Here is a 25,938-nt window from a genome sequence, read left to right as displayed (position 1 = left end):
GGCCTTGCAATCTGCTATACCATTCCGTTATAAGTCACCCCACAACAAATGAGAAAATTTTGCATCACGTTTATACTACTTACCGCACTTTTTATAGCCATCTCCTATAAAATAAAAGATGACTACTTCTATTTACCCTATCCCAATGCTATTGAGTACGTGTTGGTTTTGCTTGTCTTGCTGTTTACCGCTGTACTTTTAATTTGGAAGAGACATCGGAAAGAAAAAGCAGTTCTTGGCGTGGCATCAGCAGCCATATTAATGTTAGTGGTAAATAGTATGAACTACTTCTTCGAATGGCATCCGCTTAACCTTTCGCTGCCCTTTACAGAGTCACAGTCTTTTGAAGTCAGCCACGAGCCCTACACATGGCAAACGGCAACACCAGTAAGTGCTGGTTATAATCAGGATGACATAGAGCAATACCTAAAAGAAATTGATGATTGGGAAAGGCTTAGAGGCTTGGTCGTAATCAAAGAAGGTAAGTTAGTGGTGGAGAAATATCTGAAAGGAGCCACCAAGTATAGTGCATTCAACGTCCATTCGGTTACTAAGAGCATCACATCTGCCATGACTGGCTTAGCAATTCAGGAAAACTATATAAGGTCTGAAGACGATTGCGTTTTGCCCCTATTTTCGGAGTATCACAAGAGTACTCTTAATCCTTCTAAGGGAAAATTAACAGTAGCCCATTTGCTATCCATGCGGGGAGGATTCACAGGGTGGGATGGCCCACAGAATGTAGAACAAGTTATTTTACACGAAGAAGTCTCGGAGAATAAACTGGGAAAAGAGTTCAAGTATTTCACTGGCTCTCAGATGGTGCTTTCTGCGATGATAACGAAGTCATCTAAGACCACAACAAAAGAATTTGCTCAAGAGAAGCTATTCAAACCACTTGGAATCCAGTGTGGTTTCTGGCGGAAAGTAAATGGCTACTATAGTGGTGGAGATGAGACTTATTTCACAGCCAGAGATCTAGCCAGGTTTGGAGAATTGTACCTTAATAAAGGAAAGATTGATGGAGTACAGCTTCTGGATTCTTCGTGGGTGGAAAAGAGCTTCACAAATTACACAAGTGAAAGCAAAGCTTTTCGCACCTTAGGCTGCTATCAGGAAGTAGGATATGGTTTCTCATGGTGGCTTTTAAAGCACAACGATAAATTGATTTACACAGCCAGGGGCAAAGGCGGCCAACACATTCTTATAATACCCGAGCAAAAAGTTGTTGCTGTTATCTTACAAGAATGGAATATGCGGAAAGACTCTAAAAGTGAAAACGCCTACTTGTGTGGTTTACGATTAAATGCCAAAGAAAGCCCTCGCACTAGGGGCTTTAGCCAAGGGATGAATTTGGTTTTCTTTTGAACCACTCGATGTGGTGCGACATTCCTTCACTTTTGTTGGGTTCGATCTTACCCTATGTTCTACCGCCTGCACTTGCCGGCTGTTACCTTTGCTGCAGCAAACATGCCCTGCACCGGGCAAGGCGCCAAAAGCAGCCGTGAACCAGATCAAGACATACCGCTTCCGACTCAAACCCACCAGGGCGCAGGCACAGGTTTTCACTCAGTGGCTCGGCTCGTGCCGGTATGTCTACAACCTGTGTCTGGACTACAAGAGGCAACTCTGGACCAACTATCAAATCTCCGTATCCAAGAACCCGATGCAGCAAGAACTTGCAGCCATTGCCAGGGACGTGGAATGGATCGGGTGCGTGCACTCACAAACTTTACAGGAGGTGACAGATAGATTGTTCAGGTCCTACGATGGCTTCTTCAGGCAGGGCAAGGGCTTCCCCAGGTTCGCCAGGCGAGGCCAGTATCGCTCGTTCACATTTAAACAGGGTGCGAAGCTGCATCAAAATACAAGTACCGTACAACTGCCCAGGATAGGCAAGGTGAAATACCGAAGTCACAGGATGTGCAGGGGGTTATCAGGACAGCCAGCGTGGTCAGGGAAGCTGATGGGTGGCATGTGACGCTGTGCTGTGAGGTGGAGATAGCACCGCTTCCACCAGTGACAAACGTGTTGGGGCTGGACATGGGTATCAAGTCCTTTGTGGTCACCTCAGACGGTTAGGTGGTGGACAACCCCAGGCACCTGTACAAGTATCAACACCAGCTAAGGAAAGCGCAGCGTTCTGTATCAAGAAAAAAGAAAGGTAGTAGTAACAGGCGAAAGGCTGCCGGCAAACTTGCCAGGCTGCACCTGAAAGTGAGCAACACCCGCAAGGACTTCCACCATAAACTCAGCACGCAACTCATTCGCGAGAGCCAAGCGATTGTTGTTGAACAGCTTCAAATACAGCATATGCTCAAGAACCATAAGCTTGCCAAAAGCATCAGCGATGCCGGGTGGCATGGGTTCGTGCAGATGCTGGGATACAAGTCCAAATGGTATGGTCGGGAGCTTGTGAAGGTAGCCCCCCACCATACCTCTCAGGACTGCTGGGTATGTGGTTGGCGTAACACCGACCTGAAACTATCAGACAGGTATTGGACTTGTTCTAACGGACACGTCTTAGACAGGGATGTGAACGCAGCTAGTAATATAAGAAATAAGGCGGTCGGGCAGACCGTTTCAGCTTGAGAGATATACAGTCGCAGTAGCGAGGTAGCCCAAGAATCCTACTGCCTTTAGGCGTAGGAGTGTCAAAACACGGTACATGAGTAAACCTTCAGCTTTTCCTCGCTCACCTCTTGTACAAGAATGTTAGATATCACTCCAAACATAAAATATGAAAACGAAGTCTTGCTTCCTCCTGCTGATACTCGTATGGCTTGCACTAGATACGTTCGCACAGGAAGTATTTGAAGTGCCATTGGCCGTTTCCCATGGTTACAGCGTGTTTAATCCAGCATTTGTGGGCAAAATGGCAGAGGCAGAAGACAACACCTACAGGTCAGACCTGAAGGGTATCCCAAAGAACCTTAAAAATGTGAGGCGCTATCACTTCATACTAGACGAGAAGCAATTCTTCTACCAAAACTTTATAAGTAAGAAGATCACAAAAGAGCTTTTCGACCAGCAGATGCAGCTTTTAAAATATGTACCCAATGAAAATGAACTTTCTAAGAAGCCTCTGAAGGTCTCCTTCTATGCCATAGTAGGTCAGGATGAAAAGGGAAACAAAGTGCTGCTTGTTGGTTCAGACTCAGACAGTGATTTCTCTGACGAAAAGGCGCGGCCGCTTCTCACATACGCCGAGCCGTTTGATTTTGAGAAGTATAAAAGTTTTGCAGATAACGCTGTACAGGTAAATTACCAGCGCTTTGCCAATGGGAATATAGTGGATGAGTCGTTCCCCTTATCAATAGTGGGCCCACCTGAGGGAGATTATGTATACTACAACATTTCTAGACATTATACCGCCACAATCAATAACCAGGGCAAGGATTATGGGATTGCAATAGAAAGTGGCAGTTTCATATCACAGGGGCTAAATGAAGAGGATAATAAGCTGGTAGTACTACCAGATAAGGCAAGGAACAAGACGGTAGACATGTCTGTCCCTGTGCGACCTAACCAGTATTTTTACTTGGGAGACGTTTTGTATCAGTATCTGGGTGTTGATGGCAAAAAGAGTTTAGCCAGATTAAGAAAAGTTGAGCATCCTGACAAAGTTACATCAGCTCAGGTTGGATTCGCTACGCTTGACTTCAAGGCAAGAGATTTCAAGACGGAAAAAGAGATTACAACAGAGCAGTTGAAAGGCAAATACATTCTGTTAGACTTCTGGGCCACGTGGTGCGGTCCATGTTTAGCGGAGTTTCCAAGGTTGAAGGCTTTAACCGCTCAGTATCCTAAGAATAAATTTGAAATTGTAGGAATAATCGGAAAGTCAAAACCTGAAGATGTGGCAAAGCTGATAGAAAAGCATGAGCTCACCTGGTCACAGGTTTTGTCCGATGAGATTGTAGAACAGCACGGTGTGACAAGTTTTCCCTCTACGCTTCTTGTCTCGCCAGAGGGGAAAGTGATGCATAAAGACATAAAGGGTGAAGAACTCGAAAGAGTACTGGCCGAGCTAATTAAATAAAGGAGCAGCAGCTAATGGCTAGTATAGAAGTTTAACTTCTGCTACGCCTTAATCGTCTTTTATACTAGCCATTCCCTACAACTTATTTAACTCCTCTGCTATTTTCTTATTCCATTTTTCCTGTGCCGCTTGATTTAGGCCGTGCTGCGTTTCTGCGTCATACTGCTCCTGCAGTTGGTTCATTTCCCGGAACGACTCTATGTAATGATACTGTATGATGCTGTTATAGTCAGCTACAGTAAGAATGTCTGGTGTTATTTTCTGCTTAAACCGCTCTGCTACCAGCTTTGCCAAGTCAAAATGCTTCTGCTCGTGATTCAGGCTATAGCCGTCTTTGGAACCAGGTCTTACCCAGGATGAACTCTGCAGCATATACACTTTCATGTCCAGGTACAGGTGTAATATACCGTCTACAACCTCAGTGCGTCCTTCATAGGAGAAACTAGGGAAAATAGCAGCTGCATACTTGCTAGGTTTAGAAGGACTACCTACAAAGTCATCCCAATTAAGAGGGCGAACAGGAGAATAGAAAACCGTGTCAGCTGCGGAAGCAGCCTCATAGTCATTGAAAAAAACTTTAATGCTCTTTGCCAGCCGCGGGTTGGACTTGGCTTCTTTTTCTATCCAGGTGTTGAAAAAAGAGAGTGCGCCGGTAAGCGACTGACGCAAGGCAGGCTCTACTGCATCCAACTGACTGGCTGGCCTGTTATACTTGATGCCTCCTTTATATTCTGTTAAAGGTATAGTCTCACCATCGCTTTGCAGCTCAAAAACCATGGCCACTACGGCACGCCCTTCTACACGGCCTTTTTCCGCTGGGGCTTCCGTTACCTGGCACTCTTTTAGTCTTATCACGACAGGCCGTAGGCTCTCGTTGCGACGCAGCCCTTTGCTGATGAAGTTCTGAACAGATTTAAAGCCACCGCCCTGCAGGTCTACAGGTACAGCAGTGGTAGATGTAGGGATGCCAGGGGTAGGGGCAGGTATGATATGTGCCATCGTTTTGCGCCGAGCACGCTCATCCACGACACTAGCCACATAAAACTCTTTAGGTGTAAAGGGCAGGGGCTCCGCTTTAAGTACTATAGGTGCCACACCTGTATCAGGCTTGCCAGCCGATAACATACTCATAAGTATCAGTGTAACCAACCCCCAAAGAGCTACCTGCTTTGCAAACTGCCTGCTACGCTGGGCATATTTTGCTTTTCTTATTTTGAAGATCATGTATTTATGAATTAAGCAGCTAAGTAATAAGGCAATATTAGGTACTACAGCTGTATGTAGAGAAACACCTTTGCCTGCTTTTGAGTTCTGTTACCGGGGCTTACCATTATTCTGGGGTTTATACTTCAACTTTCGTGGCGAACCTTTAAATTTGTGGGAGTGAAGAGGCTGCATTAAGCCTCCGTATTTTACCTGCTACACCTACACTACATGGCCCACACACCAGAAGGCATTTTAGAGCAGCTTAAACAAAGGCAATTTGCCCCTGTATACTTTCTGCAAGGGGAAGAGCCATATTACATCGATACCATTGCTGATTACATTGAGGAGCACGCACTACAGGAGCATGAGAAGGGCTTTAATCAGGTGGTATTGTATGGAAAAGACGTAGATGTTTCTACTATATTGTTGCAAGCCAAGCGCTTCCCGATGATGTCTGATAAGTCGGTGGTTATTGTAAAGGAAGCACAGAGCATAGTGGATATTGAAAAGGAGGAGGGGATGAAGCAACTGGAAGCCTACCTGCAGCACCCGCTACCCTCAACTATACTTGTGTTTTGCTACAAGCACAAGTCACTGGATGGCCGCAAATCGTTGGCGAAGGCAGTGCAGAAGCATGCTATACTTCTAACTACTAAAAAGCTGTACGACAACCAGGTGCCTGCCTGGGTGAATGGCTACTTAAAGAATAAAGGCATGAAGGCAACGCAGCAGGCTGTACTGTTGCTGAGCGAGTTTATCGGGTCTGACCTTTCCAGGCTAGCCAACGAAATCGATAAGCTACTTATTAACCTAAAGCCAGGGGCTACCGTGGACGAGGGACTCGTACAGGAGAATGTAGGGATTAGCAAGGAGTATAACATCTTTGAATTGCAGGCAGCGCTGATTGCGAGAGATCCACTAAAAGCCAATCGCATTATCCAATACTTCGAGGCCAATCCTAAAAACAATCCGCTTATCCCGAACCTGACAATGCTTTTTACCTTTTTCACCAAACTGCTAACACTGCATAGCCAGGCGGACAAGTCGGAGCCGGGGCTGAAAAAAAGTTTGGGGAACCAAGCCTGGAAGGTGAAGGACTATATGCAGGCCATGCGCACATATCCTCTGCAGCGTTGTGTCGACATTATTCATTTCATTAGAGTAGCCGACCTGCAGGTAAAAGGCATTAGCGGGGGCGACATGAGCGACGCTGATATACTGCGCGAGCTGGTGTTTAAAATTTTGCACCCTGTTCCGCGTGCTATCGCCTCTTAGAAGGTACTAATTTTTAGCCTGACACAATAATTTGTGACTGCTGCCATTGTATAGTTGTTCCGCCATATCTCAGCCCTTGCATTAGAAAAATGGTAAACGGGGTGGCCGCTTTCTAAAAATTACTAACTTTGAGTGAGGTATTTTAGGCGGCAAGGTATGTCCCGGGGAATTATAGATACTCCTTTAATCAGAACAAATTGAAGTGCCCACTGGGGCGAATAGGTAAATATGAAGATAGCTTACAAAATAGCACTTGCATCGGTACTGTCCGGCGGCTCGCATGTAGTGGCGGCGCAGCACACGCAGGCTTTCACCTCTGAGGAGAGGTACTTCCACGAAGGTGTAGAGCTCTTTGACCGGGCCAAGTATGGCTCGGCGCAGGAGGCCTTTAAAAAGTATATCGAACTGATCGGGGTTGACGCCAAAACGGCAGATGCGCAGTATTACTACGCCCTGAGCGGTTTATACCTGTTGCACCCGGATGCAGAGCAGCTCGTGCTTAACTTTGCACGTAAGTTTCCGACACATCCCAAAACAGCTTTGGCTAACTACGAGCTAGGGTTGTATTACTTTGAGCAGAAGGACTATAAGAAGGCGGTGGAACTGCTAAAAGATGCCCCTACGCACCTGCTAAGTATAAAGCAGAACCGTGAGCTGGAGTTTAAGTTGGGTTATTCCTACTTCGCCACTAAAGACTTCGATAACGCCAAAATATGGTTCGACAAGAACAAAACGACTGGTTTTAGAGAGGATGAGCACCGTTTTGCCTACGCTTCTAACTATTACGCCGGTTACATCTCATATCGCAAAGGCGACTACGCAGCTGCCAAGGAAGACCTGAAGATAGCTGAGAAAAATGAAGCCTATGCGCGTATAGTGCCATACATGATCACAGAGATCCTGTACAAGGAGAACGATGTTTTTGAAGTGATACGTTATGGTGAAGCTGCGTTGGCTCAAAAGCCCCAGGTGCAGCAAGCCGATGAAATAGCGCTGTTGGTTGGTGATGCATATTACCAAAGAGGAGAGTACAAGACTGCCGAAAAGTATTTCAGCCAGTTTGCTGAAGGCAAGCGAACGCTGGACCCGGTAGTGCAATATAAGATCGGCTTCACAGACTACAAGAATAACAACTACGAGAATGCCATTGCCAATTTCAAAGCAGTGGCTCTTAAAAAGGATTCGCTGGGCCAGAACGCCGCTTATTACCTTGGCCTGAGCTACCTGAAAGATAACAACAAGCAGTTCGCTCTTACTGCCTTTGACCAAGCTCGTAAAAACGATCAGGATAAAGAAGTAACAGAGGCTGCCACCCTAAAGTATGCGCAGGTAAACTTTGACCTGGGCAACTTCCGTGAGGTGATCAATTCTCTTGCAGAGTACAACAAGAATTATCCTAACTCTCAGGAGGCAGAAGAAGCTGATCGCCTGCTAAGCGAGTCATACTTCGGCTCTAATGACTATGCCGCAGCTATCCGTCACATTGAGGCGATGGAGAAAAAAAGCTGGCGCATTCTTCAAACTTATCAGCGTGTAACTTACTACCATGGCGTTAACCTGTTTAACGATAGTAAATTCCCTCAGGCAGTTGCCATGTTGGATAAGTCGTTGCAGTACCCATATGATAAAGAGGTTACTGCTGCCAGCCATTTTGTAAAAGGAGAGGCCTATTCAATCGGTCAGCGCTACAACGATGCTATCAATAGCTATGCTGCCGTGTTCCGTACAGCGCCTAACACCAAAGAAGACTATTATATCAAGTCGCGCTATGGTATAGGTTATGCCTACTTCAATACAAAGGAGTATGAGAAGGCTTTAACTCACTTCAAAGCATACCTCGATAACATTCAGCCAAGCAACCCGAACTACAATGATGCTACGGTGCGTCTGGCTGACTCCTACTATGTAAACAAGAACTACAACGAAGCGCTCAAGCTCTATGAGCGGGTCATCAGCAGTAGTTCACCTGATCGTGACTATGCCTTATTCCAGAAAGGGGTAGTGCTGAGCATCCTTAACCAGAACCAGAAGGCTAAGGATGCCCTGCAGGACCTGATCAACAAGTATGCTAACTCACGCTTCCGCGACGATGCGATGTATCAGTTCGCTGTGATTGATTTTGAGTCAGGAAATTACCAGGCCGCTGTTCAAGGCTTTACCAGACTCATCAACGGAGTACCTGATAGCAAGCTAGTGCCAAACGCTTTGCAGAAGCGAGGTATAGCTTACTCTAACCTGCGCCAGAACGATTTGGCAATTGCTGATCAACAGCGCGTGCTGGACGAATTCCCTGATTCGAAAGTAGCTAGTGGTGCGCTTTACAGCTTGCAGGAGGTACTGGGTCAGGAGAACCGCAGCAGTGAGTTTGACAAGTATGTAGACAAGTATAAGTCTGCGAACCCAGATAATAATGCCTTGGAAAGTATTGAGTTTGAAGCAGCCAAGACTTTATACTTCAATCAAAACTATAAGGAAGCCGCTGTTAAGCTTGAGAACTACATCAAGTCATACTCTAAGAGCAGCTTTGTGCCAGATGCCCGATATTACCTAGCAGACTCTTACCTGCGCAGCGATAACAAGCAGGCGGGTGTGAAAATGATGAAGCAGGTAGTGACAGAGAACCGTTCAGAATTTGTGAACCGTGCTATACAGCGAGTAGCTGATATGGAGTTTGAGGCTCAGAACTATCAGGAGGCAATTAAGTATTATAGCCGCCTTCGTGACCTGGCCACAAACCGCAAGGAGCAGCAGACCGCTTTGGTTGGTTTGATGCAGAGCTACTTCCGTACCAACGACTATGCCGGTACTAAGCGTGTGGCTAACGAACTGATCAGCCAGGGGAATGCATCACTAAATGCATACAACTCTGCCTTGTTGTTCAGAGCCAAATCGACACTAGCACAAGGTAATGTAGCGCAGGCGCTAACCGAGTTGCGGGAAACCACTACCTCGGCTAGTGACATACATGGCGCAGAAGCTCATTACCTGATTTCAGAAACACTGTTCAAGCAGAAGAAAAACCAGGAAGCACTTGACCATGCTTTCGAGTTCAGCAACAAGTTCGGCAACTATGATTTCTGGCTAGGTAAAACCTTCCTGTTGATTGCTGATATTTATGTGGCTCAGAATGAGATGTTCCAGGCTCGTGCTACGCTGAATTCTATCATAGAGAATGCGCCGAACCAGGAAATTGTGACGGAGGCAAAACAGAAGCTTTCTAAGCTAGATGGGAATAACAGCCAGAAAGCGCAGCCACAAAACCTGCAGCCGCAACAGCAGCGCTCATCCAAATCTGATTCTATAATAAACAGAAATCAGGTTGATTCACTTGAGCAGCCTATTGACACAACCGGGCAGCAGAACTAATTCAGACTTTCAGTTTTAGAAGAGAAGCATCACAATGAAGAATAAATTGAAATTAGCCTCACTTGCCATAGTATTAAGCGTGGGGTATAGCTACCTGAATACAGCACAGGCACAAAATCAGAACTGGTCTGAAGGCACAAGGTTGGAAGATGCCGAGGTAGTGGTTGAAAAGAACCGTGTAATAGAGCTGCCGCAGGCTGCTCGTAACTACGAGAAGTTCCGCATCAATCCTCCAGAGATAACGGATCGGAATGTGCGTTATCGTTTCTCCGACTACCGTTTGCCGGAGCAGGACATAGAGCTGCAGGTAAAAGTGTTGACCATCAAGCAGGATGAGCTAACCAAGCTTTATGGTAACTACTTGAAGGCCGGAATCGGTAACTATGGTTCGCTGTACCTGAAAGGCTACTTCCATAACAAGCGTAGCAAAGATGCTAGCTATGGTGCTCAGGTAAGTCACATCTCCTCTTCACGCGGACCTGTTGATAAAGATAACTCTGCTGTATCTCAATCTGATATCAGCTTGCATGGAGAGCGTTACCTGAACGGATTAACCGTAGGAGGTGACCTGAAGTATGGCCGCGAGAAACGCTATTTTTACGGCTACGAGCCTTTGCTAGAGAACGAGGCTGAAGTGGATCGTGACTCAATTAAGCAGGTGTTTAATCGCATTCATGCACAAGGGTTCTTCCACAACCATAATTCTAACGCGCCTTTCCTTTACAAAACGAACGCTCGTTTTCGCCACATCAACGATCAGTATGATATGAGCGAAAGCAATTTTGCTGTTGACTTCCGCAGTGAGTATGGCATAGATGATGTTTCTGCCTTCAAGGTAGATGCAGATCTTTCAGTACTTTCTCACAAGGATTCTTCTGATGTAAGCCGTGGGCTGTTTAAACTTACAGCTGCCTATGAGCGACAGCTAAATGCTTTACGTCTTACTATTGGTGCCCGTATAGCTTATACAGGTGACGAAGTGAATGATGCTCGCCAGCTTAATGTATACCCTATGGTACGTGTGGGACTGGAGCCTATTAAAGGTAACTTATTAATATACGGTGGTATAGGTGGTGATCTTGAAAGAACTACTTTATATGAGTTAACGCAGGAGAATCCCTTCCTGGCTCCAAACGTGCAGGTGGCTGATGTAAACAAAGGATTAGAAATCTACGGTGGTTTTCAGGCTAACGTAGCTAATTATGTACATCTGAACGGTCGCATAGCTTATCAGAACTTCCGTAACCTTTACTTCTATAATAACTCTGTTGAGGATCCAGCCAAGTTTGACCTGCTGTATGACGACGGTGTAACAAATGTTTTCAATATTTACGGGGAGGCTTCCTTCAATTATTCTGATGAGATTCGCCTTGGTTTAAAGGCTGATTATAACAGCTATAACACAGCCAGCTTAGATCATCCCTTCCACCGCCCAGAGCTGATGGCAAGCGTTTACGGTACATACAACTTCTATGATAAGATTCTCTTTAATTCAGAACTTTATTATATTGGTGATTCATTTGGCCGTATTACCCGTCCGGATGGTACTGTTGAATTGCGTCAGACTGACTCAATTGTGGACCTAAACCTGAAGGCGGATTACAAGTTCACCAACAACTTTACGGTGTTCCTGATGGCCAATAACTTGTTTGGGAAAAAATACGAACGCTTCGTAAATTACCCGAACAAAGGTATAAATCTAATAGGAGGCGTAACTTACTCATTCTAGAACTAGCTTATGGTTGAGAAGCACATCAAGTCACTGCTGTATGATCACGACTGTGTTATTATCCCTGATTTTGGAGGGCTGATTGCGCGGTATGTGCCAGCCCGTATTAACCCGGTTAAGCATACGCTGGCCCCGCCATCTAAAAAGATTGCTTTCAACGAAAAACTGGTGCTGAACGATGGACTGCTTATCAGTACCATCGCGCATCACAATAATATCACCAAAGCTGAGTCGCAGCAATGGGTGGCAGAGTTTGTGCATAAAGCAAAAGAGAGCCTGCACCACGAAAAGCGATTTGAGCTTAATGACATTGGCGTATTCCGGTATAATGCTGAGCGACGCCTTGTTTTTGAATACATGGAGGCTGATAATATGCTGGAGGCAAGCTTTGGCTTACCTGAGTTAATTGCCAGACCTGTTAAAGTTGAAGAGCCTGCGGTGCTCCGTACGCTTATTAAAGAGCGCCAGCAGGAGTTGGTAGAAGAGAGACAGCCACTGCGTAGACGTATCAAGCGAGCCTACAATGTGGCTGCTGGGTTAGCTTTGGCTGGTCTATCTGCATCTGCAGTTTACTTCCTGTCTCTACAAGCCGACTATAACCTGAGCAGTCTGAATCCGGTTTCGTTGTTCGCCTCTGGCTACAGGACTCCTGCATCGGCTGAGCCGAATCGCTATGCAGCAGATTATGTTCCTTTTACTGAGGACGAGCGCTTGGCTTACTACGAGAATATTGTTCCTGGTGTGGATGCCTTAGCAACACCTGCCACGGAGGAGTATGGGCAGTATGAGCCAGCTAGTGAAAGTGTAACTCTAGCCTCAGAAGGGGAGGTTATTGCCAATGAAGAAGTTAAGCCTGAAGCTGAGGTTGCAGTAGAAGAAGTAGAAACAAAAACGCCTGCTCACATAATTAATAACCGTGACGGACGTTTCTACATCATTCATGGCGGCTACGCTCGTCTTGAAAACGCTGAGGTTAGTCGTAGCGAGTTCATAGAGAAAGGTCACGAGGTTAAAGTACTGGTGCCTCAGCCAGGTAGTAAACTTTTCCGTGTGTCTGTTGCTGATTTTGCATCTTCAGAGGAGGCACAGGCTGCGCTTCATACTTACAGAAAAAAATTCGGAGAAACACTTTGGGTACTTACTAATTAACATGACATCACTCTTATTACAAATCACGACAACGGCTGACGCCGACACTACCGCAGCACTGGCAGAGGGGACTGAAGCAGCTGCTGAAACATCTGTTTCGCTTTTTGATTTGGCCATGAATGGCGGGTGGGCCATGATTCCGCTTGCTCTTTTGTCTTTGGCAGCGATTTACATCTTTGTTGAGCGCTACCTGACATTGAAGAAAGCAGCGAAGAACCCTGAAGGCTTCAACGATCGCATCAAGAGCATGGTGTTAGCCGGTGATATCAACGGTGCAAAAATGCTGTGTGCCCAGGCTAATACTCCTGTTTCCAGAATGATCTCCAAAGGCGTGTCCCGTATTGGTAGCCCACTCAAAAACATTGAGACTTCCATAGAGAACGTTGGTAAAATTGAGATCAGCCGCCTTGAGAAAAACCTTTCAGCTCTAGCTACCATTGCTGGTGCTGCACCAATGCTTGGTTTCCTTGGTACTGTAACTGGTATGATCGGTGCCTTCATCGCTATTGCACAGGCAGAGGGTTCTGTTAGCCCGAAGCTTCTTTCCAGCGGTATCTATGAGGCCATGGTAACTACAGCAACTGGCCTGATTATTGGTCTGCCAGCATATGTTGGTTACAACTACCTGGTGTCTAAAATTGACAGCATTGTGCATGCCATGGAATACTCTTCAATAGAGTTCCTTGATCTTTTACAAGAACCACAGCTTTAAGAATGAATTTCCGCTCTAAAAACAGGATTAATGCAGAGTTCAGCATGTCGTCGATGACGGACATAATCTTCCTGTTGCTGATCTTCTTCATGCTTACCTCTAATTTTGTTACGCCTTCTGGGCTTCCGGTAAGTCTACCATCCAGCCAGGCTTCTGATATTGTGATGCAAAAGATCAGTGTTACAATTACAGATGACCTGCAGTATTATCTAAATGAAAAGCCAGTAGCTCTAGAGGACATCGAACCGCAGCTCACGCAGCTTTTAAAAGGAACAGAGCAGGGGGCTGTTGTGTTACACGTAGACAAGACTGTGCCAGTAGAGCACCTGGTAAAGGTGGCTGGCATTGCTAAGAGCCTGAATGCAAGTGTAACGTTGGCTACCGTGCCATCAGAATAAGGATTTGAAATTATGGCAATTGCCCATTCACAGGAAGAAGAGAAGAATAAACGTGTCGCAGCCGGTGTCAGCATTGGTGTGCATGTACTTATTTTGCTCTTTCTTATTTATATGCTCGCCTGGCGTGCTCCAGATCCTCCTGCACCAGAGCTGGGTATTCAGCTGAACTTTGGTATGGACAATGTGGGTAGCGGTGACGTGCAAACCAAGGCAACACCAAACGACTCCAAAAATGTGGAGGACAGTAAACCTGCTCCAACTCAGCCTGAGCCTGAACCAGATCCTCAGCCTGAGCCGGTTTCTCAGCCAACGCCTCCTGCGCAGCCAGTAGAGACACCAAAGGTTGTTACTACCACAGCACCTGAACCAGTAACGGTAAAGGAGGTAGTTAAGCCTCAGCCTAAACCACAACCTAAAAAGGAAGAGGTAAAGGAGCCAGCTCCAAAGCCTACGCCACCAAAAGAAGAAGTGGAGAAGAAAGAGCCAGAAAAACCAAAATCACTATATCCTGGCCAACCAACAAATAGCTCAGGTACTGGTAAAAATGGTTCTTCCGACACACCAACTGGGAATAACAACGGTGATGATACTGGTAAGGTCGGCGACAAAGGCGATCCGGATGGAGATGTTAATGCTAAAGCGCTGTACGGTAAAGCAGGTGGGGGAGCTGGTGGCTCTCTTAACATGCCAGGCTGGCGCTACGACATCGAGCCAAAGCGTGACCCATACAGCAACGAAACAGGTCTTATCCGTTTCAGAATTAAAATTGATGCTGATGGTAACCTGGTTAACGTTGAAGTATTAGAGAATACAGTTTCGCCACGTGTACTTTCCTGGTACAAAGAGCAGCTTTATAAAACTACATTTAGCCGTACTGGTACAGGCGCAGCAACTACGGGTGCGTCAGGTGTTGTGACCTTCAGAATCACAGCCCGCTAAACTTTTTACTTACTTATTGATGACTTATCAAGAGTGTCTTGATTATTTATACCAGCAATTGCCGATGTTTCACCGCATCGGCAATGCTGCTTTTAAGAAGAGCCTCGACAATATAATTGCTCTTTGCGATGCGCTAGGCCAGCCTCAGAACCAGTTCAAAAGTATACATGTGGCCGGCACCAACGGCAAAGGAAGTAGCTCTCATATGTTAGCTGCCGTCTTGCAGGAAGCTGGTTATAAAACCGGCCTATATACTTCACCCCATCTTAAATCTTTTACAGAACGTGTCCGTGTTAATGGCGAGGAGCTTCCTGAGGAGTATCTTGTTCATTTTGTAGAGCAGCATAAGGTACTTTTCGAACAGGTAAAGCCTTCATTCTTCGAAATGACAGTGGCTCTGGCTTTTAAATACTTTGCAGAAGAGCAGGTAGACATTGCTGTTATTGAAGTAGGACTAGGCGGTCGCCTGGATTCTACCAATATCATTACACCCGAAGTATCCTTGATTACCAACATCAGCTTTGATCATCAAAATATGCTAGGTGATACAATAGGTGCTATAGCTGCTGAAAAAGCAGGTATCATAAAGCCTGGAGTACCTGCGGTCATAAGTATGCGACAGGCAGAGGCGGAAGAGGTTTTCGTGGCTAAAGCGGCTGAGGTTGGTGCAGCTTTATACTTTGCTCCTGATTATTATAGCCTGGAGGTAGCAGAGAGTGATCTGAAGCATCAGGTCTTTCAGGTTTACCGGAATAATCAAACCTATCTGTCTGACCTGGAACTGGACTTAGCTGGCGTATACCAGCAGTACAATCTGCCTGGAGTGCTGCAAACACTTGACGTGTTGCAGGATCTGAAAGGCTATAATATACCTGAGAAGGCGCTTCGCAATGGCTTGGCTAATACCAAAAGTATAACAGGTTTAAAGGGGCGATGGCAGGTACTTCAGCAAGCACCACTTACTATATGCGATACAGGGCACAATGAGGATGGCATAAAGCAAATCCTGCAAGGGCTGGAAAAGCTAGTGCCAAAGCAGGTGCATATGGTTTTTGGGGCGGTCAATGATAAAGATGTAAGCAAAATTCTGCAGCTGTTGCCTTCTTCTTATACCTACTATTTCTGCCAGGCTAACATTCCACGAGCACTACCGGTGGAGGACTTGGTACAAAAAGCTGAGGAGGCTGGTTTAAAGGGTACTTCATACTTAACTGTAGCCGAGGCTATAAAGGCTGCTAAAGCAAATGCTGCACCGGATGAGGTTATTTTTATTGGAGGTAGTACCTTTGTGGTTGCTGAAATTGAAGAACTATAGTAATGGGAAGATCTAAACTAGCAAAATTCGCTGTAGTGGCTGAGCGTGAGAACGTATTGCAGCCAGGTGATGAGCTATATGGCCAGATGGCCGGAAAGTGGCGTGAGAGTCATTTCGAAAATAACAATCCGGTTGTGTTGGAAATTGGCTGTGGCCGTGGTGAGTACACTGTGGGAATGGGCCGTATGTTTCCAGAGAAAAACTTTATTGGTACTGACATCAAAGGTGCCCGTATTTGGAAGGGGAGTACCTTGGCAGTAGAGGAGGAGCTACATAATGTTGCCTTCCTTCGTACTTTTATTGAGCGGATAGAAGAGCATTTCGCAGAGAATGAGGTGGATGAGATATGGATTACTTTTCCAGATCCACGCCCACGCGACCGTGATATTAAGCGCCGACTTACTTCACCGCGCTTTCTGGAGATGTATGAGCGTATCGTGAAACCGGGGGGTATTATACACCTGAAAACTGATAATGGTCCGCTTTATGAATACACACTTGAAGTTGTGCAGGAGCGACAGGTAAAAGGTCTTCTTCATACAGGAGATCTTTACAATTCAGATCTGCAGGATCATACGATGGGTATTTATACAACCTATGAAAAGCGTTACCTGGCTGAAGGAATTGCTATCAAGTACTTGCAGTATAGGGTGGGGATAGAGAGTATAGGAGTCAAAGGGTTTGAGAGTTAGAATTAGTGTTATTCTTCTCGCTTTAATGAAAAATATGCCTGACGAAGTATAAGTTCGTCAGGCATATTTTTATGTGTAGAAGATGAAACTATTAAATGTTATGTGTCCAGGAGGTATTATCCTCAGTCTATTAACTATTTACTTTCAAGGTATTGCAACTCCCAAACTCTTTAACCTCTAAATTCTCTAACTCTCCAGTTCTTTTACGCTTCCTCTATTTCCTCAAAAATTTCGGCAAGTTCATCAAAATCCTTTAGGCCAGGCTTTATCTCATGTCCTCCCTGAAGGCCGATACCTGTTGGTTTAATCTGCTGAAGTACTGTAGAAATATTATTCTTATCGATTCCAAAGCCAACGTACACATTAAACTTAGAGCAAACCTCTTTCAGGAAGCTGGAGTTTGTCTCATCTATCGTTGTAAAATCATCAGAGAAGATAATAAAGGAGTGTACATAGGGGCTATAAAGCTCCATCATTTCCAGCAACTCACTATCTACAGTATCCTTATTGATGAACACTTTCTGAATAACAGGGCGATTAATCTCCTCTATTTCATCAATTAAGTACGGCACATCTAGCTGAACATAGTCCAGGTTAAACTCCTCGGCCATTTCATTTATGATGTCTGGTCTGGCACGGAGAAACTCGCCTGCCAGCTGAACACCCGCTACCCAACCAGAAATCTCCTTCAGTGTCTCAGGCTGCACACGATCCTGATCGTCCAATTTAAGGTTAAAGCCAATAATATCTACACCCATTCCGGCACAGTAACGTGCGTCGCTAAGATTGTTTATTCCGTTTACTATCACAGAGGTACGTAAGCCCATAGTAATTTTTACTTTATGTTTATGTAATCGGTTTATACACAGATTTGCATTCAAAGTAAAAGCGATTTTCTGTGCTAACCCAACCTTTTCTGCTTTTTTTCCGCCAATAGGATATTCAAACAGCTAAGTAGGCACCTTTATTTAGAACCTGAAACTTTATAACTGTGTTGTTGTTGCTATATTTGTATCAACCATAGTAATTTAGTATAATTATACATTATTTATATAGATGAGTACAAAAGGAAGGGTATTGGTTGCCATGAGCGGCGGCATCGACAGTTCGGTTGCGGCTGTTATGTTGCATGAGCAAGGCTACGAGGTTGTTGGAATGACCATGAAAACATGGGATTATGCCTCTAGTGGAGCCAGCAAAAAAGAGACAGGCTGCTGCTCGCTCGATTCAATCAACGATGCCCGTAATATTGCCGTTCAACTGGGCTTCCCGCACTATATTATAGATATCCGTGAGGAGTTTGGTGATTATGTGATAAACCACTTTACTGACGAATACTTGGCTGGCCGCACACCAAATCCGTGTGTTTTATGTAATACACACATTAAGTGGGATGCCTTGTTACGTCGTGCAGATCAACTTGGCTGCGAGTTTATAGCAACAGGCCATTATGCCAATCTGCGTGAGGAAAACGGGCGCTATGTCATTTCTAAGGGCTTAGATGAAAATAAAGATCAGTCTTATGCACTTTGGGGTATTTCTCAGGAAAGTCTGAGCCGTACTATTTTCCCGCTAGGTGGGCTGCACAAGACTGAGATTCGTGAAATGGCGCGTGAGCGTGGCTTTACTGAACTGGTAAATAAGCCTGAGTCCTACGAAATCTGCTTTATCCCGGATAACGATTACCGTGGCTTCTTGAAGCGCAGGGTAGAAGGTTTAGAAGAGCGTGTGGCCGGTGGTGAGTTTGTCTTGGAAGATGGTACAGTGGTAGGCAAGCATGAAGGCTATCCTTTCTATACTATTGGTCAGCGCAAAGGCTTGGGTGTTGCTTTGGGCTTTCCTGCCTATGTTACACGCATCGAGAAGGATAATAACCGTGTAGTGCTGGGCAACTATGATGAATTGGCTAAGAATGCTATGACCGTCGGAAAGCTGAACATGCTGAAGTATGAAAACTTGCTTGGTCAGCCTATTCCTACTGTAACTAAGGTACGCTACAATGATGGTGGCACAGAGGCAATTATTGAGCAGGTAGGTGATAAGATGAAAGTACACTTCCTGAGCGGAGTTCATGCTATTGCCCCTGGTCAGGCTGCCGTTTTTTACGAAGGTAATGATGTAGTTGGCGGTGGTTGGATTGAGTCAAACTATAATTCAGAATTCTCCCTGAACGTGTTGCAGTAATGAGAAGAGCCCTGTTGCTTTTGGTTATGCTGGCTACTGTGCTGGCATCTTGCGAGGACAAGTATAAAGACCCGGATCCAAAAGCGATGGGTTATGAGTATTATCCATTGGAGATTGGTGATTACCGTATCTACAACGTTACCGATATAAGGTATATGAGTGATGTGGGCGACACAACACGTTTCCAAATGCGTGAGCGGGTAGACACAACCTTCTTTGACCAGACGAATACGCTTAATTATAAAATCATTCGGTCTATTAGAGAAAATGAAAGTAGACCTTGGGAGGATGATTCTGTTTATGTTGTATCCAAGTCTAATTCAATGGTGGTACTCACTAAAAACAACACAAAGTATGTAAAACTTGTGTTTCCGGTGAGAGAGGGCGTATTCTGGTTAGGAGACGCCTATAATGATCATAAGGAAAATACTTATGAACCAAACCCTGAAAAAAGGTCAGATTACTATAATAGCAAAGAGCCTTATACATATCATAACGTGGATGAACCTTTCACTCTGAATGGTTCCACTTATGAAAGTTCGTTGACTGTTGTTCAGGGAGAGCCGACAGAATCATGGATAGGCTTTGATGATCGTAAAGAAGTATATGTGAAGGATATAGGAATGGTTTACAGGCTGTTTACCAGAATTATATACTGCAATGCTACAGATTCAAATGATTGCGACTATGGAATTGGCTACAAACTTCATGGTCATGAGCGTCATGAAGAGTTAGTTTCCTATGGTAAAGAATAATCTATGCGTTTTCTGCTCCTCTACATCTGCTTGTTACTGTTTCTGCCAGCTTTTGCGCAGGATCCTGGTAACATAGACGTAGAGGAGCAGAAGCGTTTAGTGTACTTCACAGATAAAAATAACTCTCCTTATACCTTCTCAGAACCGCTCCTTTACTTATCTCCAAAAGCTTTAGAGCGCAGGCGGCGACAAAACATTCCCCTTACCTTTCATGACCTTCCCGTAAACCCTGCTTATGTCGATAGACTGCAGGAGGATGGTGTGACAGTGCTATATACTTCCAGGTGGTTTAACGCAGCTGTAGTGCAATGTTCTGATGCGGAGCTGCAGGAGTTGGAGGAGTTACCTTTTGTACTTAGCACCCGGTCATTAAATAAAATAGCTTTACCAGCGGGAGTAAAACTGCGCAGGGCTGAGCAAAAGCTGGAGTCAGTGGCGGCTGCCATGGCTGCCTTACCTGTTCTGGAAAGCGACGATTATGGCCCGGCCTTTCATCAGGCGGATATGCTTGGTGCCGATGAATTGCATGCAGATGGCTTCACAGGACTGGGTATGACCATTGCTGTGTTTGATGCGGGTTTTCCTGGTGTAGATAATATTGCTGCATTCTCCCATCTGTTTCAGAACGATCAGTTAAAAGGCACTTACGATTTTGTCGCAAAACAGGAGCATGTGTTTGGTGCCAGTGCACATGGTACCGGGGTGCTTTCTACAATGGCTGCTTATGCACCAGGCAAGATGATTGGCACTGCCTATGCGGCTAATTACTTGTTGCTGCGTACTGAGGATGCCGCCACAGAGCATAATATAGAAGAAGTCAACTGGCTTCTTGCAGCAGAATATGCAGATAGCGCGGGTGCTGATATCATCAACTCTTCGCTGGGTTATACTGTCTTTGACGCTCCCTCACAAAGCTATTCCTACCAGGATATGGATGGTAACACCACAATAGTTTCCAGAGCTGCCGACTATGCTGCTGCAACTGGTATGCTGGTAGTAGTTAGTGCCGGTAACGAAGGAAATAATTCATGGAGGTACATTTCTGCACCGGCTGATGCTGATTCTGTGCTTACAGTTGGGGCTGTGGACTCTCTTGGTACAAAGGCTGTGTTTAGTTCATTTGGGCCAACAGCTGATGGGCAGATAAAGCCTGATGTGGTAGCTTTAGGACAAATGGCTTATTTCCTCAATACAGCGGGTAATGTAGTGCGAGGCAATGGTACTTCCTTTGCCGGGCCTATCTTGGCAGGCTTTGCCGCAAGCCTTTGGCAAGCTAATCCAGGAAGGACAAATATGGAGATGATCCAGCTGTTGCGCCAGAGCGGCAGCAATGCTTCTGTGCCTGATAACAATATAGGGTATGGTATTCCAAACTATAGCCGAACTGTAACTGCTCTGCCAGGTTTGTCGCTGAACAATGCCGTATACATTACTAATCCTGTGCAACGCGATCCGATTGTGCTGTACTTGGGCCAGGAGTGGCTGCAACAACCTGTAGAGCTGCAGATACTGGATGCGACTGGTAAACAAGTATATCGGCAAACGATTACTCAGTCTCAGCCGGAGCAGAAAATAAAGCTACAGCCTCAACAGCTCAAGAGCGGACTTTATTTGTGTCGTGTTCGCACTGGCAGCCGTTTTACAACTTTGCGGTTTATTAAATTGTAGCGGCTTTTGATGTTTGATTCATCCTCTTCTTTTCCCTTTAATATTTACCTTTGCAGGTATGAGACCTTTAATAGCCCCTTCTGTACTCGCTTCTGACTTTGCCAATCTGCAGTCGGAAGTAGAGATGCTGAACAAGAGCCAGGCCGACTGGCTGCACATTGATATAATGGACGGACGATTTGTGCCAAACATTTCTTTCGGTTTTCCAGTAATGGAATCCATTAAAGGCCATGCTCAGAAGCCGATGGATGTGCACCTGATGATAGTAGAGCCTGAGCTTTATATAGAGAAGTTCAGAGAAGCTGGTGCTGACACAATTTCCGTTCATATAGAGGCTTGCACACACCTGCACCGTACAGTGCAGCAAATAAAAGCTACAGGTGCAAAAGCAGGTATAGCAGTTAATCCTCATACATCTGTGCAGCTGCTGGAGGACGTAATTGCGGATGTTGATCTCGTATGCCTGATGTCGGTAAATCCAGGTTTTGGTGGGCAGAAGTTTATTGAGAACACCTACCGCAAGATCGAGGCACTGAAAAATCTGATGGTGCAGCGTAACTCACAAGCTTTGATAGAAATTGACGGAGGCGTGAATCAGAACAATGCGCCACTGCTTCTGGAAAAAGGTGCTGATGTGCTAGTGGCAGGTAGCTTTGTATTCTCCTCGGCTGATCCTATTCAGACTATAGCTGATCTAAAATCAATCAAATAAAAATAAAGAAAGCCCTGATGCTGAAATATCTGTCGGTATGGTTTCTTATGCTTTTGCCGTTAGGTGTTTCAGCACAACAGGCTAAACTCACTGGTAAGGTGCTAAACCAGCACCGCGAACCACTTGAGTTAGCTACAGTGGCAATAAAGGGTACCTCCATTGGCGCCCAAACAAATGCAGCGGGCGATTTTGTACTTGCTGTGCCTGTAGAACAGGAGTTGGTGGTATCGGTGCGGTATTTAGGCTATAAAGAGCTAGACCAAACGCTAAAGCTACGCTCAGGAGAAACCAGGAACCTGCAGTTTATACTTGAGCCTGATCTGCAGCAGCTACAAACCATTGATGTTCGAGCAAAGGGCAATGATACAAGGGAGCGGGTTAGCCTCACAACCTTAGACTCCCGGGATGTTAAAAACCTCCCATCTGCTTTCGGTGACTTCAACAAGATCCTGGTTACCTTACCAGGTGTTACCAGTAATAATGAGCTCTCTAGTACGTACTCAGTGCGTGGCGGTAACTACGATGAGAACCTGGTGTATGTAAACAATATTGAAATTTACAGACCTTTTCTGATAACCGCAGCACAGCAGGAGGGGCTTTCCTTTGTAAACCCTGATTTGGTGGGGGACATACAGTTTTCCTCTGGTGGTTGGCAGCCGAGGTATGGCGACAAGCTATCTTCAGTACTCAATATAATGTATAAGCAGCCTACAGAATTTGCTGCATCAGTAAGCGGAGGGCTTACTGGTGGTTCTGTACATTTAGAGTCAGCTTCTAAAAACAAGAGGGTTTCTTATCTTTTTGGCGCCAGGCATAAGAATGGTCAGTATATTCTTCGAGGCCTTCAGACGGATGGTAAGTATAACCCTATTTTCTCCGACGCACAGGCCTATGTGCATATCGACTTGTCCAAAGATACCCCTTCCCTTGGCCGCACGACCATAGGTATCCTCACTAGCTATGCAAAAAACGATTTTCGGGTGGAGCCGGAATCTCAAGTTACAACTTTCGGTACACGTAACACCCCGCTCAGGTTAGCCATTGGCTTTGATGGGCAGGAGCAGATGGAGTATGCCACCTACCAGGCAGGTATAAACCTGACCCACCGCTTCACCCTAAATTATACTTCGGAGCTTATACTTTCTGGAGTGCATTCCCGTGAGAGAGAGTTTAGAGACGTGGAAGCAGGCTATCGTTTGTGCGATGTGGGCACCAATGGTAACAACTTTGGCGAGTGCCAACAGGAGCGAGGTGTTGGGAGCGAGTTTAATCATGCCCGTAATGTTCTGCTGGCTCGTATGTTGGCCGCTGAACTGCGGAACAACTGGCGTTTAAGTCAGCGAAGCACACTACGTTTTGGAGTCAAGATAAACTCAGAAAATATTGAGGATAAACTTGTGGAGTATGGCTTCACTGACTCAGCAGACTATGTAGCACAGGACTACTACCTTAATTCTCAGCTTAACCTGAATACGCTACGCTACAGTGGTTATCTGCAACACACCTTTGAGCTGGACTCACTCAAGACTATAACATATGGCCTTCGTGCCACATACTGGGAATATAATGGGGAGCTAAATATCTCTCCTCGGATACAGTATTCCTTTATAACTAGGCATAACCCAAACCTGTCTTTCAAAACAGCGCTCGGTTTATACTATCAGCCTCCTTTTTACCGAGAGCTTCGCAATTTTGAAGGAGAGCTTAACCCAGATCTAAAAGCACAGAGAGCCATTCATGCCATTGTGGGCAGCGACTACTTATTTGAGGCATGGGGACGTGATTTTAAACTTACCACAGAAGCCTACTATAAGTGGATGACCAACGTGATTCCTTATGATCTGGACAATGTGCGCCTCCGGTATTATGCTAAGAACAATGCTAAAGCCTATGCTGCAGGTTTTGATGTGCGTGTTAACGGAGAATTTATTCCAGGTGCAGAGTCTTGGCTAAGCCTGGGTGTGCTTACAACAAAAGAAAATGTAGAGGGCGACTCCCTATCACTATACAATGCTCAAGGCAAGTTGATAGGGAAGCAGGAGCAAGGTTATATTCGCAGACCTACCGACCAGTTGCTGAATGTAGGTGTTTTTTTCCAGGACCACCTACCTGATAATCCAACCGTTAGAATGTATCTGAATCTGGTGTATGGTAGCGGTTTGCCTTTTGGGCCGCCACGCCAGCCAGAGTATAGAAATGCCTTTAGTGGTCGTTCATACAAGCGGGTGGATATCGGTTTTTCTAAAGTGATAGTGGTGCAGAGTGATTTAGTGGAGCGTAAGAAGTATGGACTAGAAAGCTTATGGGTAGGCCTGGAAGTACTGAACTTGATTGATGCCAAGAACAGGGTTTCATACAACTATGTGCGAGACGTGAGCGGTGTTACCTATGCAGTTCCAAACTATCTAACAGGCCGGCGGCTAAACCTGCGCTTTGTTGCAAGATTTTAAGCTAAAACGCCTCGGGGAGCTAACGTATCGATGCTCCCCGAGGCGTTTCTGATTTCAGTACCGTCCGACTGTTATTTTCGCTTCTTCCACTCGCTATAAGCTGTCTCTATTTGCTTAGCGTAGGTTTTGTAGCTTTCGGGTTCAGAATTACCTAACTGCATTGCTTTCGCTGACAGTGTGGCAGCCATTTGATATTCTTTGTTGTAGGCATAAAGCTTCGCCTTAATCCAGTTGTTGTAGAAGTTTTCTTTTATAGCGATCGACTTGTTGATCCACTCCAAGGCCTTTTGATGGTGCTCTTTGCGGGGCAGCATGTACTCGGCACATTGTGCCCATGTATACCAATCATCGGCAGCGGCATTGGCCAGAGCATAGTTGATATTAGCCAGTGCCTTTTTCTCTACATCAGTCTCAATACTCAGCGATATTTTAGTGTTCTCCCAGGCGAGGTTTAACTTGGCCTTATTAGTCGTTATATCGGAAAATGAGAATTGCATGGTTTCAGTGAAATCAGCGGTTTTTACAGGTTTTACTTCCAGATAAGCTACATCATCCAACTCGTTATAACCCTCCAAGCCCCAAAGGGTAGTGTCTTTATTCAGCACTACATGCCACAGCGAATCGCTTTGAGGGAAGATAAAAAACGAGTAAGTACCTGCTGGCACTCGCTCATTATTTAAAAATAGCTCATCCTGAAATGTAACTAAGGTAGCCTCGTTAGCACCAGCTCGCCACAACTGACCATAGGGTACTAATTCACCGAAAACCTTACGTCCTCTAACACTAGGTGCATGATAATTAACTGTAATATCAGTGAGTCCTATCGTCTGACGCAGCATAGCTGCAGGACTTGCCTGGGGTAGCTGAACCTGTGCCCAAGCACTTCCACCTTCAGTTAGAAGTAAAATTGCGAATAAGAAAAAGCTAAGTATGTATTTTTTCATGGTGCTACTGTCCTTGAGTGAATCTTTGATTCCGATTCTTTAACCGAAAAAATTATGCCAAGGAAAAGGCTACTCAATAAATATTAGGTTGCAAAGCTAAGAAACTTTATGCGATTGCTCATCTCAGTTTAAAGCCTTCTGGTAGGGAGTATTGCATGGGGATAACATGCTGATTATGTCGTGTTTATGTTATAAAGTAAATACATTGCACTAAGAAAAATGAAATAAGTTAAATAAATACAAAATAAATGCAGCTAATAAGCAGTTTGGGTTGTATAGGTATCTGACTTATTGTATCATGCGTATTTAATTTTTAATAATTCCAACAGTAATGTACTACCTTTCCTAATCTATCATCTAAAGAAGATGATAAGAAGCAACTAATTACCTCATAGCAGGTAA

Annotated in this window: 21 protein-coding genes; 18 read left to right on the top strand and 3 right to left on the bottom strand. The window is 45.2% G+C overall.

Going from position 1 to position 25,938, the window contains the following annotated elements; genetic code table 11:
* The first annotated feature begins 48 nt into the window (after nt 1–48).
* The 4 genes from PKOR_RS19165 (at nt 49) to PKOR_RS19150 (ending at nt 4,042) form a co-directional block, all read left to right on the top strand.
* On the top strand, nt 49–1,368 hold the full coding sequence (locus PKOR_RS19165; protein ID WP_046312816.1) for a serine hydrolase domain-containing protein: 1,320 nt from the start codon (nt 49–51) through the stop codon (nt 1,366–1,368).
* A gap of 10 nt (nt 1,369–1,378) precedes the next feature.
* On the top strand, nt 1,379–1,981 hold the full coding sequence (locus PKOR_RS24530) for an RNA-guided endonuclease InsQ/TnpB family protein (RefSeq protein ID WP_158453803.1): 603 nt from the start codon (nt 1,379–1,381) through the stop codon (nt 1,979–1,981).
* A gap of 101 nt (nt 1,982–2,082) precedes the next feature.
* Nucleotides 2,083–2,592 carry an RNA-guided endonuclease InsQ/TnpB family protein gene (locus PKOR_RS24525; protein ID WP_084694846.1) on the top strand — a complete coding sequence of 170 codons (510 nt, stop codon included), beginning with the start codon at nt 2,083–2,085 and terminating at the stop codon, nt 2,590–2,592.
* 148 nt (nt 2,593–2,740) lie between these two features.
* Nucleotides 2,741–4,042 carry a TlpA family protein disulfide reductase gene (locus tag PKOR_RS19150; protein ID WP_046312810.1) on the top strand — a complete coding sequence of 434 codons (1,302 nt, stop codon included), beginning with the start codon at nt 2,741–2,743 and terminating at the stop codon, nt 4,040–4,042.
* Between the two features lie 75 nt (nt 4,043–4,117).
* On the opposite strand, the gene PKOR_RS19145 is transcribed toward PKOR_RS19150, so the two are convergent.
* A complete protein-coding gene (locus PKOR_RS19145) occupies nt 4,118–5,266 on the bottom strand; it encodes a hypothetical protein (protein WP_052738959.1) in 1,149 nt (382 codons plus the stop codon).
* A 210-nt stretch (nt 5,267–5,476) separates the two neighbouring features.
* Here PKOR_RS19145 and holA point away from each other — a divergent pair, with 210 nt between their 5' ends.
* The 9 genes from holA (at nt 5,477) to trmB (ending at nt 16,823) form a co-directional block, all read left to right on the top strand.
* Complete coding sequence (gene holA / locus PKOR_RS19140) at nt 5,477–6,523, top strand: DNA polymerase III subunit delta (RefSeq protein WP_046312808.1); 1,047 nt, start codon at nt 5,477–5,479, stop codon at nt 6,521–6,523.
* A gap of 228 nt (nt 6,524–6,751) precedes the next feature.
* Nucleotides 6,752–9,889, top strand: coding sequence for a tetratricopeptide repeat protein (locus PKOR_RS19135; protein WP_046312806.1), 3,138 nt, complete (start codon nt 6,752–6,754; stop codon nt 9,887–9,889).
* Nucleotides 9,890–9,923: 34 nt separating this feature from the next.
* Nucleotides 9,924–11,618: a TonB-dependent receptor gene (locus PKOR_RS19130; protein ID WP_046312805.1), complete on the top strand. Its 1,695-nt coding sequence runs from the start codon at nt 9,924–9,926 to the stop codon at nt 11,616–11,618.
* A 9-nt stretch (nt 11,619–11,627) separates the two neighbouring features.
* Nucleotides 11,628–12,767: an HU domain-containing protein gene (locus PKOR_RS19125; protein ID WP_046312803.1), complete on the top strand. Its 1,140-nt coding sequence runs from the start codon at nt 11,628–11,630 to the stop codon at nt 12,765–12,767.
* A gap of 1 nt (nt 12,768) precedes the next feature.
* On the top strand, nt 12,769–13,479 hold the full coding sequence (locus tag PKOR_RS19120; protein ID WP_046312801.1) for a MotA/TolQ/ExbB proton channel family protein: 711 nt from the start codon (nt 12,769–12,771) through the stop codon (nt 13,477–13,479).
* Between the two features lie 2 nt (nt 13,480–13,481).
* The gene (locus PKOR_RS19115; RefSeq protein WP_046312799.1) at nt 13,482–13,877 is read left to right on the top strand and encodes an ExbD/TolR family protein; all 396 of its coding nucleotides are present in this window, start codon (nt 13,482–13,484) and stop codon (nt 13,875–13,877) included.
* A 12-nt stretch (nt 13,878–13,889) separates the two neighbouring features.
* A complete protein-coding gene (locus tag PKOR_RS19110) occupies nt 13,890–14,816 on the top strand; it encodes a hypothetical protein (protein WP_046312797.1) in 927 nt (308 codons plus the stop codon).
* 64 nt (nt 14,817–14,880) lie between these two features.
* On the top strand, nt 14,881–16,131 hold the full coding sequence (locus tag PKOR_RS19105) for a bifunctional folylpolyglutamate synthase/dihydrofolate synthase (RefSeq protein WP_235336779.1): 1,251 nt from the start codon (nt 14,881–14,883) through the stop codon (nt 16,129–16,131).
* 2 nt (nt 16,132–16,133) lie between these two features.
* On the top strand, nt 16,134–16,823 hold the full coding sequence (gene trmB, locus PKOR_RS19100) for a tRNA (guanosine(46)-N7)-methyltransferase TrmB (protein ID WP_046312794.1): 690 nt from the start codon (nt 16,134–16,136) through the stop codon (nt 16,821–16,823).
* Between the two features lie 203 nt (nt 16,824–17,026).
* On the opposite strand, the gene trpF is transcribed toward trmB, so the two are convergent.
* Nucleotides 17,027–17,650, bottom strand: a complete 624-nt coding sequence (gene trpF, locus PKOR_RS19095) for a phosphoribosylanthranilate isomerase (protein WP_046312792.1) — start codon at nt 17,648–17,650, stop codon at nt 17,027–17,029.
* A 229-nt stretch (nt 17,651–17,879) separates the two neighbouring features.
* Between trpF and mnmA the strand changes: the two genes are divergently transcribed.
* The 5 genes from mnmA to PKOR_RS19070 are packed head-to-tail and all read left to right on the top strand — an operon-like array spanning nt 17,880 to nt 24,592.
* Nucleotides 17,880–19,007 carry a tRNA 2-thiouridine(34) synthase MnmA gene (gene mnmA, locus PKOR_RS19090; RefSeq protein WP_046312791.1) on the top strand — a complete coding sequence of 376 codons (1,128 nt, stop codon included), beginning with the start codon at nt 17,880–17,882 and terminating at the stop codon, nt 19,005–19,007.
* Complete coding sequence (locus tag PKOR_RS19085; protein WP_046312789.1) at nt 19,007–19,762, top strand: hypothetical protein; 756 nt, start codon at nt 19,007–19,009, stop codon at nt 19,760–19,762. The genes mnmA and PKOR_RS19085 overlap by 1 nt, the downstream gene beginning before the upstream one ends.
* Nucleotides 19,763–19,765: 3 nt before the next feature.
* Entirely contained in the window at nt 19,766–21,430 is a 1,665-nt protein-coding gene (locus PKOR_RS19080; protein WP_052738958.1) for a S8 family serine peptidase, read from the top strand.
* 58 nt (nt 21,431–21,488) lie between these two features.
* Nucleotides 21,489–22,142, top strand: a complete 654-nt coding sequence (gene rpe / locus PKOR_RS19075; RefSeq protein WP_046312787.1) for a ribulose-phosphate 3-epimerase — start codon at nt 21,489–21,491, stop codon at nt 22,140–22,142.
* Nucleotides 22,143–22,159: 17 nt separating this feature from the next.
* Nucleotides 22,160–24,592 (top strand): TonB-dependent receptor, encoded by a 2,433-nt coding sequence (locus tag PKOR_RS19070; RefSeq protein WP_052738957.1) that lies wholly within the window; start codon nt 22,160–22,162, stop codon nt 24,590–24,592.
* A 71-nt stretch (nt 24,593–24,663) separates the two neighbouring features.
* On the opposite strand, the gene PKOR_RS19065 is transcribed toward PKOR_RS19070, so the two are convergent.
* Nucleotides 24,664–25,536, bottom strand: coding sequence for a DUF2911 domain-containing protein (locus PKOR_RS19065; RefSeq protein ID WP_046312785.1), 873 nt, complete (start codon nt 25,534–25,536; stop codon nt 24,664–24,666).
* Nucleotides 25,537–25,938: the final 402 nt, after the last annotated feature.

The sequence above is a fragment of the Pontibacter korlensis genome, from assembly GCF_000973725.1.
GTDB lineage: Bacteria > Bacteroidota > Bacteroidia > Cytophagales > Hymenobacteraceae > Pontibacter > Pontibacter korlensis.
Note: the sequence above shows the minus strand (reverse complement) of the source record. Positions and strands in the feature narration are given on the sequence as shown.